This is a genomic window from Algicola sagamiensis DSM 14643, assembly GCF_000374485.1.
Taxonomy (GTDB): domain Bacteria; phylum Pseudomonadota; class Gammaproteobacteria; order Enterobacterales; family Alteromonadaceae; genus Algicola; species Algicola sagamiensis.
The window spans coordinates 28490-42957 of sequence record NZ_KB894509.1 but is presented as its reverse complement, the minus strand read 5'-3'; the positions used below and the strand labels follow the sequence as shown (position 1 = coordinate 42957).

The following is a 14468-nucleotide window of genomic DNA, read 5'->3' as shown; positions in this document are numbered from 1 at the left end:
GCTTGTGCCCCTTGTTTTAAAACGTCGTTCAGTGGATCTATTTCTGGTGATTTCAGTGGTGATACTTTATGATTTGCCATGTGGTGTTTCTCTTTGTTGACTATTGATTTGCGAGATCAATCAACAGATTAGCACCACATTCTTTTTCTCACCTCATACACCAGAAATCATCATAGCTCTATTTTGTTAGGGTATATCTGGCTCAATTAAAAAACCTTTTTCCAATACATAGACTTTATCTGCAATATCAATTGTCTCTTGACGATGGGCTATCATCACTCTAGATACAGAAAGGTTCTTTACTTTTTCACTAATTTTGATTTCATTATTCTGATCTAAGTGGCTTGTAGCCTCATCCAAAAATACAATGGATGGCGAACGGTAAAGTGCTCTAGCAAGCAGTAATCGTTGCACTTGCCCTCCAGACAAGTTTGCACCCATATCACCAACAAGGGAGTTATATCCCATTGTCATTTTTCCAATATCTTCATGAATAGCAGCCAAATGAGCGCATTGCTCAACTCTTAAATAGTTTGGTTGAGGATCGAAAAAGCTGATGTTATCTGCAATGGAACCAGCAAGCAGCGTATCGTCTTGCATCACCGCAGCTATCATCTTACGATAATTTTTTAAACCAATTGTCTGAATATCAATTCCATCAAATAAAACTCTTCCTGATGTTGGTTGAAGTAAGCCAAGCATAATTTTCATGAGCGTAGTTTTTCCTGCCCCTGATGATCCTGTTATTGCAATAGAGTCACCTTGATTCACAGTCAGGTTTATATCATTCAGAATTGCTGCCTGATCTGTGCCATAACTAAAGCTCACATTCTCTATCGTCAACACCCCTTGTGGTTTACGAATAACGGCTTCACCATCCCTGTTTTCTTCTTCAGGTGTTAAAGCGATATCAGCAATACGATCCAGATGTAAACGCATCATCTTAAACTGAATGAGCTGCTCAATAAAATTGGAGAGTCTTTCTGTTAATTGGGTTTTATAGGTAATAAATGCCAAAAGCATACCAACAGTGAGGCTGTTCCCCATAACCAATGTCGCACCAATATAGACAACAATGACATTTTCAATCCCAAATAACAGTTTATTCATGCTATCAAAGCTGATTTTGAGTCGCCCTAATCGGATCTCACTATTAATGACTTCTGCGTAACGGTTTTGCCAAATACTTTGACGTTGAGACTCGTTACTAAACAACTTAATCGTCTGGATCCCTCTAATGTTTTCCAGAAAATTGGACTGCTCTTTAGCTGAACACTGGATCATATCTTCCGTTGCTTGATGTAAAGGCCGATATAGAGTGAAGCGGATCAAGCTGTAAATCATGACCGTTGCAACAATAATCAACGTTAACTTGACGGAGTAAATAGACATCATTACCAAAACAGCGATTGCCATAAGCCCATCAACAATAGTCTCAACAAATCCGGTCGTAAGCCGTTCTTTAATTTGAGAGAGCGACCCAAATCTTGAAACGATGTCACCAACATGCCTTGACTCGTAGTAATTCATGGGGAGTCGCAGCAAGTGCCTGAGTAGGTTGACACCCATTTGCATGTTAAGAAGACTTGATAACCGAAGGATCAACCAACTTCGCAGCGCGTTTGTGATGGTATTAATCACGGCAATGAGCGCAAACCCAATTGCTAAAACAATGAGTAGCTGTTTATCAAAACTAATGAGCACTTCATCAACGACCCACTGCATATAATAGGGACTCATTAATGCGAAGACTTGGAGAATGATTGATAAACTGAATAATTTCAGCAAACCCATCTTCAACCCAGAGATTTTGCTCCATAGCTGAGAAAGTCTCATTTGACTTTTTTCTTTTTTGACTTGAAATCGACTGGTTGGTGTCAGCTCAAGACAAATCCCTGTAAAGTGTTTACTGAACTCATCTCTAGTTAAAACTCGCTTTCCTACACCTGGATCATTGATAGAGTATTTTGTTTTTTCCCCGGAGCCAGACACTTGCGTTAACACAACAAAATGATTCATATCCCAGTGTAAAATGCAAGGTGTTGCCAGTTTATGAACTTCCTCAATCGGGCATTGTAGTGCCCGGCTTGCCAGCCCGAGACTATCGCCAAGCTCAATGATTTGTTGTAAGTTCATTCCTTGTAAATTGGCTGAAAACCGTTTTCTCATCGAGGGAAGATCGATTTGGTGGCCATGATAACAAGCGATCATTGCCATAGAAGCTAGTCCGCACTCAGCTGCTTCTGCTTGAAGAATAAGTGGGGTAGAAGTTGTCACCGAAAACTTGATCAACCAGCTGCTATCCATTTGTTTTTGTTCGTTTCTTGACATGGTTTTTCTTAGGGAGTAGTTAAAAGCTACATGCAATAAATTTCTCTTCGAAATCTATCTAACGTATATTTCCATATGTATTTTGATTTGATGGCGAGAAATGATAATTTGGAAAATCTTTATTTCGTTTGTCTCAAGGATCAACGAACGTATTATTTGTTGTTTGAATAAATGACATCACTCCTCAGAGCTGAAAAGGAGCCTAAACATTACAAACAACATACCAAAGCCAGATAGAATTATATCTATATAGTAAGGTGCATCAAATATATACAACAAAGCTATAGTAGCTAATAGAGTAAATGAAATTATCCATTTATAAATCAATGTTAAGACCTTCAGTTTTTAAAGTAACACCAGATTCTAAAAAAGACTCCAGCAAATAAGATACAAAAAACAAGGGTAATTTCTTTACTAAAGCCATTTAAAAATGCGGTCGCAGCAAGTAACAAAGCAATCGTTAGATTACCAGATAATGAAGTCAAAAGAGGTAATCGATTATCTTTCTTACAAAAACTACAACTAAACACATATTGAAAGTTTTTGAAATAGTTTAAAAAAGGTATTTTTTTCCCACATTCTTGGCATTTCATCAGACTGATACTCCTTGTAAAATGCATTGCATACTGACAACATAAGAAGATGAAGGTAATAAAATACCTTCATCAATAAGAGGTTACCTTTAAATCGGCATACGCCTTAAGTTACCATCGTTGTAAAGCCATTTACCAGCTGGTAGATAAAAGCCATTTTCTTTCAAATATGTGTGACCTTTATATACTGTAAAAGCAGTCCATGCAACGTTTCCCCAAAAGCCACCAGAAACCTCCCTTACTTCTTTCTTTGTAAGTTCTTTCATTTCTTTAAAATTCCTTTTAGTTACGACCTAAAAATCTATATGCCCCATAAACAGCAGCACCACGTACAGCCAAATGAGTAATTGCTCCAGCAGCAAAAGCACCTGCACTACCAGCTTCAAAGAGCCCAATTGCCGCAGGCACTAGAAATAGTGCACCACCATTTACATTCTTAGTTTCTGATAGATTTAATTCACGCATTGTGATACTTTCCTTAATGTTCGACTCACGTCGGATTGTAATTGCAAGCTCTCTGAGCTTGCGGTTCAAATGCTGGTTTTTCTTTCTCGCTAAAGTCGGTTAAACCAGCAACTCTTTATTCCGCTTTTGGAATAAATTTTTTTAAGCTCTGTTGATAATGACTGGACCTGCTACGATTATCGCGGGGAACCCACCACTAACCAGCTTAATATCTTGAATACTGAGTTGTTTCATAATCACTCCTACAATTCTTATTTAGTTAATACGCCCTTTGAGACTCAGGACTGGATCTAAAACCCATTCAATCAATGTTCGTCTTTCCAAAATAATATCTGCCTCGAAGAACATACCGCTTTTTAGCTGAAAAGCTTTCCCATAAGCTTTAATTTCCTGTTCATTCAGTTGGGCCTTTAAGCGATAAACAGGTTCTTTAAAATCAACTGGTAAGTGAACCTCTCCAGGTGATATCAATGCTTGGTCAATATTTTTGACTTGCCCTTCAATAGAGCCAAATCTTTGATATGGAAATGCATCAAACCTCAAACGAACCGTTTTTCCTTTTTCAATAAACCCAGCCGAGCGTGTTGGTATTAATACTTCTGCAACTAACTCTGAACCTAATGGAGCAATATGAACAAGAGGTTTTCTCGGGGTAACAACCTCACCGAGTACTACTTGAATACTTGCAATCACACCATCTTGACTCGCTGTTACAGTGTATTTGTATTCTGCTTGAAACTTTTCAAGCCTTTGCGATAGATCATCCTTCTGTCTCAAAAGCTGTGAAATTTTGATCTTATGTTCATAGGGTTGCTTTTCTTTTTTGATCGACAGTTCCTGCAACCGTGTTTCAAACTGAAATATTTGCCGTACAATTTGCTGTTTTTCTAGCTTTGTTTCTAATAAACTCTGTTTTTGTCGATCCATTTCAATATTAGAAATAAACCCTTTGCTATTGAGTGCTGTTAAGTCTGTATTTTGCTTTAAATGTAATGCCAGTTTTTGCTGTAATATTTCCAACTGTGCTTCTAAGGCAGACTTTTCTTCATGAAGAGACCGAATTTTTTCATCGACCTCATCTAATTCTTTTGAATAGAGTTTTGTATACTGCTGTATTTCTTTATTCGCTAAGCTTATCTGCTGTTTTAAACGAGTGATTAATTGCTCATTAATATCAGCTCCTGTTAAATCCTTTTTATCAATAATAAGAACTGCGAGAACTTGTCCCTTTTTAACAACGTCCCCTTCCTTCACAAAGAGGGATTCGATACTACCTCCTTGTGGCGCAAAACTTTTTAACATGCCACCAGATGGTACCAAGTACCCTTTGACCGTCTCTTTTCGAGCGTAATTTGCACAAAACAAAAAGGTCAAAATAATACACAGTATCAATACCAACCCAAATACGCAGAGTTGTATTGGTAATGGCTGATTAATTGAAATGGCTCCTCTCAGCCGCTCACTTTGGTGATCAATTGCTTCTTTTCTAAATAATGGCATTTGGACTACCTATGAAATACCAGCGTAATTTTGTTTGCACGCAAAGCTGAATGTTATGAATGACTAAAGCTCATATTCATTGCCCCAGCCAAACAACAATTAAACCAAATCAATTTTTTGCGATTTATCAGGTGGAACCTGTATGATGAAGCCCCCACTAAATGCGCCTCTATCTGGCACTGGAGGGAAAAGATGGCAAGTAAGTGACAAAAATTCCTTTTTAATAGACTTCTGTTCGCAATTAGCGCCAGTAATAAGAAGGAGGGTTTTTCCTTTAATGATACGCATTCCGATTTTCCTTAGTACAATACTATTCTCAATATTGAGATCATATTTTTTAATCTACACACTAGCAGCAATTAATTTTATAGCCCGAACCTAAACAAACCAAAATCCAACTCATTGATATTTATGAAATAAAATCCAAAGTTGAACTTACGCCAGTATTGCTGTACCGCTAGTCGGACCGAATTCTATTGGAGCTTTTTGTTCCTGTCAACACTACTAAGAAGTTCCATTTTTAACTTATGAATTATTTGATATGCCTATTAACTTTTAAAATTCATAAACTATGATTAGCCATCAAAGTCATGGCTAACAAACACTCAAGGCGATCAAAAAACGATCCAACCTGATAAAATAAAAAATCGAAATGTTAATAGTCGATTAATCGCAAAATTCTTGATTTTATCTAAGAAAAATATCAATAATCATAATTAAATGTCATTCACCGCAAATTGCTTGTGCTTAACAGCCACTATCCACTTTTCTGAAATGATTAATTTTGAGAATCAGGGTTCTTTCTGCCCTAGCCAGCCAGAATTGAAATGACTGTATTGAGTCAAAACCGTATTGTTTCGCCACCAGCCGTGCAGGTTTTCTAACGATGTATTCGACACGCAGCGCCTTGACACACTCGGGCCGTAACTGCCCTATTTTTTTATCAAGCTTCTCAATGTAAGTCGGTACAGAGAAATCCGCACTGCTCTGAAAAACATGTCTTCCTAACCCAATTTTTTCCGTGGCTGCGCGGCGGTTGTAACCCATTCCGAATTCCTTTGAATACCAATAATTCCCCCAGATTTGCAGCTCATGCCGCAACTGTTTGATGTTCAACATACTTATACGCCTCTATTGCGGATTCGACTGTGATCCCGAATACCCCTTCAATGACGCCCTTGATGTCATCGTGTCCAGGCTGTGTGACTGAATTTTCCCAACGCCGATACGTTCTTTCTGTCACACCGTACCTTTCCGCGACTTCCTTTTGTGTGAACCCCAAATAAGTCCGATAAAAACGCAGCAATTCACCACTTTTCATCATTCCCCCTCAATCGGTGTCACCGTTAACTCAATTCTGCCTGGAGATTCAATGCCCAGACGTTGGATCGAAAAGCTGTGGATCAGTGAGTCATCTTCAATCACTCTCGCTTTCGTCAGGGCATCAAACAGCCCTTTCAGCAGGTTGTCGAGATCGCGTTTGCGCTTATCCGGCAGATACACACCGATATTGATTTCTACAGGCGTTGCATAGCGCTTTGCGGCTTTCTCCTTCACCACATGAAAATGCACATCATTGACGAATTTTTTTGCTTTGACTGAGAGTGTCTTTTTGACGATCTTTTTGCCTGCTCTCCATGCTGTGAATGATTGCCAGTAGTGATTCACTGTGGGTGGGTACGGCAGGGTTAATTTAACCATTGTCCTTCCCCGCTTCTTTCGAAATTTCCTGAAACAAGCTGCCGCGACTGGTTAATCTGAAAGAGTCACGGTTGTACTTACTACCCCTTTCAATCAGGTTTTCTTTCAGAAGGACATCAGTGATAAACGCATGGGCTTGATGCTCTTCTCTTTCAATGAAAGCTGCAACACTGGATATGCTGAATAACTCTCTATCTCTCACACGATAAAGAAAGCGAGCTAACCCTTCCCTATTTTCTTCTCCAAAGTACTCCAAAAATCGACGCAGCACTTTCTTAGGCTCGTGATGGTCTGGTAGTTCTGGTATCGGCGCCCAGTGGGTAAACCCATCAAAGTTCCAGCCGAATTCTTTTTCGTATATCAGTTGAATGATGTTCCCCATTGGGGGCTTATCTGGGTAATAACAGAGGAAGATCCCACGGGGTGATCGATGTTCATATTCTATGAGGAGTTCATCCGAAGGGATCTCACTCGCATGACGCCATTTGAGCTGTGTTTGTTCCATTGCCTCCCCCTTTCAGAACGGCACATCATCATCAAAATCAAGGGGTGGCCCCGAACTTTGACTCTTTGGTTGTTGGGTTGGTGGGTTTTGGTCTTGAGGTTTTTGCTGTTGGATTGGCGCGGCTTCTTCACGGCTTCCACCAGCAAATTCAATATCGATGGCCTTGGCTTTGAGCTTCGCACCGACAGTACCATCAGATTTACGGGTGAAGGTTTCAACCTCTAAATCGTCCGCAGTTAATAGGACCTGTTTTCCTTTTGTTAAATGCGGGGTGATCCCTTCCGCTTTCTTACCCCAAAGCGTGGCTTCAATCCATTGTGACTTTTTGTTTTCACCAAAACCGATATCATAAACCAAAGAAATCGTGGCAACTGGTGTACCTTGCGGGGTGTAACGGCATTCGGTATCACGACCGATGCGACAGAGTTTGATAAACATGCTGACTCCAAATCATTTCAAGGGATATGAAAAGGATAACAGCATGTCGATTGATAAAAGTGCAGGTTGTTGCAGGTTTGAACGAATAAATGAAGAGTTTATTGGAACTACATCTCATATTCCATTTTCAACAAAGCCGCTTTCTCTTGAACCTCGGTCACGGTTGGCTTTCTCCCTTTCTTCACTTCTTCTTCCATCCATGAAAGCAGATCAACTCTGACCGAAGATGATGTTTCAAAGCAATATCCATTATCTTTTACCCAAATATTGTATGAGCCCAGGTTCGTCCCAGAAAGATAATAACAATGAATATAACCACGACCTTCATAGTATGAGGGCAGAATGTAACCACTCACCAAGCGGATCACAAAAAAACCGATTGAGGAAAATATGATGAGTTTCATCGCAAGATCTGACTTTCGTTGCGTCATGGTGCCAATGAATTTTTGCCAGTAAATATATGCACAAGTTAAAAATATCGGCACAAGCAACAAGATAGCAAAGGCAAAAGTATAAGACTTAAAAAATACAGGCTTTGAAACTAAGCTGGATATGGTCATCATCTCTTGGATAGAGCCATAGACTGAGACACAGCTTAAACCCATCACAAAAATGATAAGCCCAAGAAGCTTGAGCTTTTCAGTATGACTCTCTGGTTCTTTTAAATCTATTTCTTCAGAAGCTTTCATCTTTAAATTCTTATCTGAGGGACGGCAAAGAGTCGATGCATAAAGCCGATAGGATCATCAAAAAATGAGCGTTCAACTTTTTGAATGCCTCTTTTCAGATCTCTCATGCTGTCTTTCAGGTTATTTTCAGCAACCCTTAAGCTTGTTGCAATACTATTAGCGATAGAGTCTGTATCAATCAACAGGTTCGTCAGCATAACTAAACCAGCACCGACCGCTACAACTGCTATTAGTGGACCAACCGCAGCCATACTCACCGCACCGACGATAGGAGTAACAATTGCCGTTGCGGCGGCAGTTGCACCTGCGGCAACATCGACAGCGACCCCACCAACAAAATCATGCCAAGTCTTTTCATCATTGAATAACTGATCAACGAAATGAAACGCAGCAGAAACAATCACAGAGATGATAAAGCCACCTTTGATCGCCTGCTTTGCGCCAAGTTTCCCCACACCAAGCGTCACGACTTTGGGGTTACTCGCTAAATACTTGGTCCCAGTTAAGTGGCGACGTAAGCCGGCATAACCCTCAAAAATAATGTGCGGGTTTCCACCAAACATTTTGATTCTGTATTTTGCAAAGACTTTTCCACCACGATGCATTTCTCTTGCGATAGCAGTTAAGGCAAGGCTGTCCATGACAACTGGGATCCAACCACTCGAATTCTTAATGGTTCCTCGATACTGTTGCCATTGCTCAGAGACAACACCACTTTTCTCAAGGGTTGTATCCACCCAAGCACTAAATTGTTCGAATGAGTAGCCTTCAAGCCGCTTCACATTCCAAGCAAGCTGAAAGAATTCTTGGCTGTTCATTTGAACAAAGGTATGTTGGTTTTGCTTCAGGAGTGATTCGATGTTTTGTTGACGTTGCATTTCTTGAGGGGTTAAACGATGTGCAACTTGGGTATCCATTTGCTAAATTCCTTTTTGAATTATATTGATAGGCCGTAAATATGGGGTAAGAATATACCTCTATTCTAGAAGGATGACAATGGGATAAAGACTGGATAAGTGATATTCAATAGCTGTTGCTTTCTTTAACGTAAGAGTTCCAGATCCAACTCATAAGCCCGTATTACCAAATTTATCTCATCAAAAAATTTCCAAGAATATGCAAACTTTTCGAATAGAGTATTGTAGTGGCCAAGATCGTTGTGCCACTACAATTTTATTATGTTGGGATACTTATACTACTGGATAAACGGTATGAGAACAGTGAGGATGATAAGGAACTTTTAGTGTTTCGCTATAATTGCCTTCGCTATATGCTGCTTTTATATTTTTTAATACTTCAGCTGCAGAGTGTGTTTTACCAGCCAGCTCCCGAGTACACTTTGAATCTTGATCTTCACTTTGAGAGTGATGAATATAACAATCGTTAGATCCTGATGAAATGATCTTCTTCAATACTGCATGATTATAGAATCGACTTATTTGTGTTTTAACGTGCCTCTCTGCCCAACCACTGGCAAATGCATGGTTTTCTTGAGAATATTTACTCTCACCCCTAGGTAAGCCTTTTTCGGTTTGAGTAACGGCTTCGCTATATGTGATATTACCTTTAAAGTAATCTAAGAGAATTTGTCGAGACTTTTCTTCTCTATCTTCCACTACCTTACCAATAATCGGCTCACTTTGAGCAAGATTTAAAACCAAATTTTTAAGAACATAATTGGATTTTAGAGTAGACTCGATCTCACTAAAATCCTTTGCATACACCTCTGACATACTTCCTCCTTGTGACCCATAAATCCTAAGTCACATTTGGCTAAAGAATCATTCCAAGTTGTATGCTAACTGTAGTTCATATAGTTCTTTTTTCTTATTATCATGCAATTCCCTGCCCTCCAACTTCAACATCCACCCCATAAACCCGAGTAACTAAATTCAATACATCAAAGAACTTCGGCTCATGCTCCCCTCGCTCCCAGGCAATCAACGTTCGGATACCAATCCCATATTCCATTGCTGCCCGCTCTTGGGTCTTCCCTGACACCTTGCGCCAATGTTTGAGGAATTCGCCTGTTTTCATTGATAGAACGCCTCTTTTTGTTTCTGGTAATAATTTTCCCAAACTTCTTTTGGGATCCAATTCGCGATGTCGTCCTCAGTACCCAACTGCTTGTCCTCCCCTCGGGAAAACAGATCATACTTCACGCCCCTAGAAGGCAATCGGCTTGGATAGCTGTATTCATATGGGTTCCCCCAGATATCGTTGAGCGAAGTATCCTCTTTCAATATTTGGCATTTTCCAGGACGAGTCAGCGTCTGGAGATCATTCGGATAGTCGCCACAAATCTCGACATGCATTTCAAGGGCACTTTGTAAGAACTCAAACTTTATCCCTTGGCCTGAGACAGCCGTACCCACTGTGTTGTCACAGCCGCTAATTGAGATAGCAAGAACAGAAAGGATCGATAACTTAACGTGTACTCTCACTGCCGCTCTCCTCTTCTCTTTTCAAAGCCCAATTCGACAGATCATATTCTGTACCAACAACACCATCTTCCCCTGCTGAATAAAGGTCATATGGCACACCTCGCGATGGGTCTTGGCTTGGGAAATTGTATTGAATTGCGTTGCCCCACCGATCATGTTCTATCAAATTAATTAGAATTTGATCATCAAGTCCTTCACATGGAGATTTAGATATAAGTTCCTCAAGTTTTTGAGGGTACCTCTTGCAGCAGAAGTGATACATATCAACGGCTTCGCTAAGAATACGAATATCAATATCTGGATTGATATGACAGCAATCACCAAAATGGTGCTCACAACCAGCCATCATTCCACCAGCAATTGTCAATCCAACCCATTTCAAATGCTTCATTTTCATACCTCAACAATCATGAACAGAAATGGACCACTGAATATCAACATTGTTCAACTCACCTGCTGGATCAAAAACACAGCCACCGCAGCAGCAAGAAGCAGTCGTAATACAAATATCTCAACCTTATAGTTCCTTGTTGATCTTCTAAGCTGCATCAACGTGGCACAGTCTCGCTGTTCTTTTTCCTTTTTCATGAGCACTTCCTTGCCTCCCACCAGACTTGAATGGACATCCGGATCACGTCATACGACTTCAGCTCTGCTTCCAAAAACAGAACAATCCCCGCATAGATAACCGCCATGAGTTTGAAGTGTTCCCATGTGAACTGTGATGAGATGATAAAAACCATCGTCAATACATATAAAACCACGCGATAGCGGTCTTGAAATGCGATGAGGTCTCGGATCACTCTGGCTTTATGTTCTACTTCTTGACGGCTGTATTCGTACATGATCTTGTTCGACTCACAATCCAGTCTGAGTTGCTCTATATAGTCTTGGTTGATCATTTCCCTTCCCCCCTCAATTCAAACCACAACACAAACAACAAGCAGCTCACCGCGTGGGCTAGATGATGCCGACCACTTTCTTTATCGTGTATTTCACCATCCCGCCATTGGTTTACATGGCGGAGGCAAGCGTTAAAGTAGCGTTGCTTTGGATCTGAAATCTTTTGCCAGTTATCTGGCGCATACTTATTTGCGCCAAACATCAATACGCGTATCACTTCGTTCATCGGTTTCACCGGGACGAGCCAATGATCAAGTTTGTTTTGGTCTAATTTGGTGCCTGTTTTCATTGGCCTACTTGCTCCAATCGATATTCCCAAAGGTTCTTGTACGACTCACGCTTGCGTTTGTAACACGTGAATTGCCCAGTCTTTTTTAGATCTCGAAACCGTGCACTGATCGCCGCTTCTGTATCCGTTTTGCCAAAGCGACGTGTGATCTCGTGTTTGGCTTCTTCCAGTGTGTAAAAATGTGAGCTGCATAAGACTGCTGCGACGCGTTGTTTTTGAGTCGTCAACTTCTTCATCCTGCCCTCCGTGGTCTTAATTTCTGGCGAATATTCGCGATCTGTTGTTCGCCTAATTCTTTTTGCTCCTTCCATGTCAGTTTGCTGATGCAAGCGAAGGGCTTTCCCCATTCATGGCATGGGACTTTGGTTTTTCTTGGTCTTCCATGACGGAATAAGTTGATGATCCGGCCGATATCCGGCCACAGGTAGTCATCGTGGTTCTCCTCTAACAGGTCTTTTAAATCCTCAAACCCTTGGTTTATCTGCGCTGCGCTCAACTGGAGGATCCTTGGTCCCCACTCTCGCCTCATGATCTTTCGTGTTTCTTCGCTTGGGAATGCCTTCACAAACCGTTGACCATACAGAGCATTCAACCGTGAAGTGAACGCCACGATCACCTGCTTTTGCGGATCACTCAGCCCGCTAGAAGTTTGCGAGTTGGTGTTCGAAGCCGAACGGATTGAATTCATGGTGTTGTCCAGTACGCTGTTGAGCTGCTGCATGATGGCTGTCTCCAGTTTGATACTCGTCTTCCCAACGGCCCCCGTTCAGGAAGGTCGATGGATTTGGAATGAACTGACCGCCGTCTTTGAGCCAATCTGGATCAAACTGTCTGCGGTGGGTCAGGTGGTTGTTGATCAGTGTGATCAAGTCGTTAAATTCGTTGCTCGTTCGGTTCTTGGCGAGTTTGGCAAAGGCTGATTTAGCATTCGCTTTGCCTTTGCGTTTGGGATAAACCGACCAGAACTCATTAAACGCGCTGTTGAGCTGTTGGGGTGTCACTTTGTCAGGTTCGGGATCTTTAGGCTTAAGTGCAGATCTATGATCTGTATTATTGATCTGGTTAGTGTCTGTTAATGGTTTAGGCGATTTCGCACAATCCTTGGAATAGGCGATTCCGCCTGTTCCATTAGGCGATCCCGCACTTTGGTTTAGGCGATTTCGCCTATTTGATTGTGCGGTTTCGTCCGAACCAATGTTTTCGTGCCTTAGCGCATAGATATCCTGTTTGATTTTGTCGCAATGCACTTGATAATGCGTTGTTGGTGCGCCATTGGCTTTCATGCGTTTTGTGCTGACAAATCCGTTTTTCTTGAGTTCAGAAACTGCGCGTTTGACTTGATCTGCGGAGATACCACATTCCTCAGCAAGATCCTCATGGCGTTTGTAGAACCAAGCTCGACCGGATTTTTCCATATTGCCCGCCCAAAAGACGAGTTGACCCAATACCAACGCATCGCGGAGTGAGCCCGTGATTTTGATAAATGGGCGACAGATTGAAATGCTCTGGCCTTGCCCTGAAAATTCGTAGAGTAAAGTGCTCATTTCTTTGACCTTTGTTCTTGTTTTTAAACGATGAGATACGATGCCAAATAGTGAGCTATCCGGGTTTTTCAGGCAGTGGGTAAATGTCGGGACGGAGTTCGTGGCGGGATACCCCAGAAACCTTTTCAATTGGGATCACCATCTCTGCCGGAACCTTTTTGTCTCTGTTTAACCAATTCCAAACATGTCCCTGTTTTTTGTTTAGAACCTTCGCTAGTGCTGTTTGACTTCCAACTTTCTGTATTGCTTTTTCTAGGGGGTCACACATTAGAAAAACACTTTATATATATTTTAACTAGCAAAATAGTGTTTAAATAAAAATTTGTCAACACCTAAAGTTGTTTGTCATACTACAACATAGGGGGTAATATCTGAGGAATGAGAAACAACTAATGCAATTGTCACTTGTGGAAACTATTGGAGACCGCGTTCGTTACTACAGAGAACGAAAAAAAATATCTCAAAAAGAGTTGGGAGAAAAAGCTGGTGTAAGCCAGCAAACGATCCAAAAGTTAGAAAATGGAGATATAACTAGAACTAAAGTACTACCTGAAATAGCAGAGATACTGAGTATTTCTGAAAAGTACCTAAGGGAAGGTAAAGGTTCCCCAAATGAACTATCTGAAGTTCCTAAGCCAGAGCAGTCATTCGATGCTAACAAAGTTGCAGATTTAGCTCTAGAATGTTTTGATGAAGCTGTAAAATCAATCAGAAGTGTGAAAATCAGGCGAAATGACGATCCAAACGTCGATGCAATAAAAGATAGTGAATTGATTAAACACGCAATGAAAGCATGTTTAGTGACTCGATTAGGTGGTGACTACCTTTCAGTAGCTATTGAAATGGCATACGATGAAGCTAAAAACTCTTAGTTGTTGTATAACTTCCCTCCAGTATTGATGGTACTAGAGGGAAGCTATCGGTTAGTGATCTAACCCATTTCCTCCAATCCCATCAAGGTACCTATATTCTAACCTAATGGATTCACTTCTACTGTCAATTAAGGATTGATTACCTTGGCATTTCATAGCCCCTGAGATGTCCGAAATTTCTTTTTGACTCAACT

General features: G+C 40.9%; 24 protein-coding genes. 1 reads left to right on the top strand and 23 read right to left on the bottom strand.

The window, feature by feature from the left end:
* Window positions 1–186 precede the first annotated feature (186 nt).
* The 23 genes from C505_RS0119150 to C505_RS0119035 all read right to left on the bottom strand — a co-directional run bounded on the left by C505_RS0119150 (window position 187) and on the right by C505_RS0119035 (window position 13670).
* The gene (locus C505_RS0119150) at window positions 187–2331 is read right to left on the bottom strand and encodes a peptidase domain-containing ABC transporter (protein ID WP_018694258.1); all 2145 of its coding nucleotides are present in this window, start codon (window positions 2329–2331) and stop codon (window positions 187–189) included.
* Window positions 2332–3013: 682 nt separating this feature from the next.
* Entirely contained in the window at window positions 3014–3190 is a 177-nt protein-coding gene (locus tag C505_RS24480) for a hypothetical protein (protein WP_018694256.1), read from the bottom strand.
* 16 nt (window positions 3191–3206) lie between these two features.
* Window positions 3207–3458 (bottom strand): hypothetical protein, encoded by a 252-nt coding sequence (locus C505_RS0119135; RefSeq protein WP_018694255.1) that lies wholly within the window; start codon window positions 3456–3458, stop codon window positions 3207–3209.
* Window positions 3459–3644: 186 nt separating this feature from the next.
* Window positions 3645–4691: an HlyD family secretion protein gene (locus C505_RS0119130; protein ID WP_245556381.1), complete on the bottom strand. Its 1047-nt coding sequence runs from the start codon at window positions 4689–4691 to the stop codon at window positions 3645–3647.
* 297 nt (window positions 4692–4988) lie between these two features.
* Window positions 4989–5177: a hypothetical protein gene (locus tag C505_RS0119125; protein WP_018694253.1), complete on the bottom strand. Its 189-nt coding sequence runs from the start codon at window positions 5175–5177 to the stop codon at window positions 4989–4991.
* 459 nt (window positions 5178–5636) lie between these two features.
* Window positions 5637–6008 carry a hypothetical protein gene (locus C505_RS0119120; protein ID WP_018694252.1) on the bottom strand — a complete coding sequence of 124 codons (372 nt, stop codon included), beginning with the start codon at window positions 6006–6008 and terminating at the stop codon, window positions 5637–5639.
* Window positions 5980–6210 carry a helix-turn-helix domain-containing protein gene (locus C505_RS22995; protein WP_018694251.1) on the bottom strand — a complete coding sequence of 77 codons (231 nt, stop codon included), beginning with the start codon at window positions 6208–6210 and terminating at the stop codon, window positions 5980–5982. Before C505_RS22995 ends, C505_RS0119120 begins: the two co-directional genes overlap by 29 nt.
* Complete coding sequence (locus C505_RS0119110) at window positions 6210–6590, bottom strand: RusA family crossover junction endodeoxyribonuclease (RefSeq protein ID WP_018694250.1); 381 nt, start codon at window positions 6588–6590, stop codon at window positions 6210–6212. The genes C505_RS22995 and C505_RS0119110 overlap by 1 nt, the downstream gene beginning before the upstream one ends.
* Window positions 6583–7095 carry a PX domain-containing protein gene (locus C505_RS0119105; RefSeq protein WP_018694249.1) on the bottom strand — a complete coding sequence of 171 codons (513 nt, stop codon included), beginning with the start codon at window positions 7093–7095 and terminating at the stop codon, window positions 6583–6585. The genes C505_RS0119110 and C505_RS0119105 overlap by 8 nt, the downstream gene beginning before the upstream one ends.
* Window positions 7096–7107: 12 nt before the next feature.
* Window positions 7108–7533 carry a single-stranded DNA-binding protein gene (locus tag C505_RS0119100; protein WP_018694248.1) on the bottom strand — a complete coding sequence of 142 codons (426 nt, stop codon included), beginning with the start codon at window positions 7531–7533 and terminating at the stop codon, window positions 7108–7110.
* 107 nt (window positions 7534–7640) lie between these two features.
* Complete coding sequence (locus C505_RS0119095) at window positions 7641–8222, bottom strand: hypothetical protein (protein ID WP_018694247.1); 582 nt, start codon at window positions 8220–8222, stop codon at window positions 7641–7643.
* 2 nt (window positions 8223–8224) lie between these two features.
* On the bottom strand, window positions 8225–9139 hold the full coding sequence (locus C505_RS0119090; RefSeq protein WP_018694246.1) for a hypothetical protein: 915 nt from the start codon (window positions 9137–9139) through the stop codon (window positions 8225–8227).
* Between the two features lie 273 nt (window positions 9140–9412).
* A complete protein-coding gene (locus C505_RS0119085; protein WP_018694245.1) occupies window positions 9413–9955 on the bottom strand; it encodes a hypothetical protein in 543 nt (180 codons plus the stop codon).
* Between the two features lie 100 nt (window positions 9956–10055).
* Window positions 10056–10259 carry a helix-turn-helix domain-containing protein gene (locus C505_RS0119080; protein ID WP_018694244.1) on the bottom strand — a complete coding sequence of 68 codons (204 nt, stop codon included), beginning with the start codon at window positions 10257–10259 and terminating at the stop codon, window positions 10056–10058.
* Window positions 10256–10666: a type II secretion system protein GspG gene (locus C505_RS0119075; protein WP_018694243.1), complete on the bottom strand. Its 411-nt coding sequence runs from the start codon at window positions 10664–10666 to the stop codon at window positions 10256–10258. The genes C505_RS0119080 and C505_RS0119075 overlap by 4 nt, the downstream gene beginning before the upstream one ends.
* Window positions 10650–11057, bottom strand: a complete 408-nt coding sequence (locus C505_RS0119070; RefSeq protein WP_018694242.1) for a type II secretion system protein GspG — start codon at window positions 11055–11057, stop codon at window positions 10650–10652. Before C505_RS0119070 ends, C505_RS0119075 begins: the two co-directional genes overlap by 17 nt.
* A gap of 53 nt (window positions 11058–11110) precedes the next feature.
* Entirely contained in the window at window positions 11111–11254 is a 144-nt protein-coding gene (locus C505_RS24600; RefSeq protein ID WP_018694241.1) for a hypothetical protein, read from the bottom strand.
* Window positions 11251–11568, bottom strand: a complete 318-nt coding sequence (locus C505_RS0119060; protein WP_018694240.1) for a hypothetical protein — start codon at window positions 11566–11568, stop codon at window positions 11251–11253. Before C505_RS0119060 ends, C505_RS24600 begins: the two co-directional genes overlap by 4 nt.
* Entirely contained in the window at window positions 11565–11858 is a 294-nt protein-coding gene (locus C505_RS22990) for a dATP/dGTP diphosphohydrolase domain-containing protein (RefSeq protein ID WP_018694239.1), read from the bottom strand. The genes C505_RS0119060 and C505_RS22990 overlap by 4 nt, the downstream gene beginning before the upstream one ends.
* Window positions 11855–12094, bottom strand: coding sequence for a hypothetical protein (locus C505_RS0119050; RefSeq protein ID WP_018694238.1), 240 nt, complete (start codon window positions 12092–12094; stop codon window positions 11855–11857). Before C505_RS0119050 ends, C505_RS22990 begins: the two co-directional genes overlap by 4 nt.
* Window positions 12091–12546: a hypothetical protein gene (locus C505_RS0119045; protein ID WP_157369209.1), complete on the bottom strand. Its 456-nt coding sequence runs from the start codon at window positions 12544–12546 to the stop codon at window positions 12091–12093. Before C505_RS0119045 ends, C505_RS0119050 begins: the two co-directional genes overlap by 4 nt.
* Window positions 12500–13531: a helix-turn-helix domain-containing protein gene (locus tag C505_RS23930; protein WP_169337072.1), complete on the bottom strand. Its 1032-nt coding sequence runs from the start codon at window positions 13529–13531 to the stop codon at window positions 12500–12502. The genes C505_RS0119045 and C505_RS23930 overlap by 47 nt, the downstream gene beginning before the upstream one ends.
* Complete coding sequence (locus C505_RS0119035; RefSeq protein WP_018694235.1) at window positions 13458–13670, bottom strand: helix-turn-helix domain-containing protein; 213 nt, start codon at window positions 13668–13670, stop codon at window positions 13458–13460. The genes C505_RS23930 and C505_RS0119035 overlap by 74 nt, the downstream gene beginning before the upstream one ends.
* Window positions 13671–13794: 124 nt before the next feature.
* Here C505_RS0119035 and C505_RS23925 point away from each other — a divergent pair, with 124 nt between their 5' ends.
* Window positions 13795–14274: a helix-turn-helix domain-containing protein gene (locus tag C505_RS23925; protein ID WP_018694234.1), complete on the top strand. Its 480-nt coding sequence runs from the start codon at window positions 13795–13797 to the stop codon at window positions 14272–14274.
* Window positions 14275–14468 lie beyond the last annotated feature (194 nt).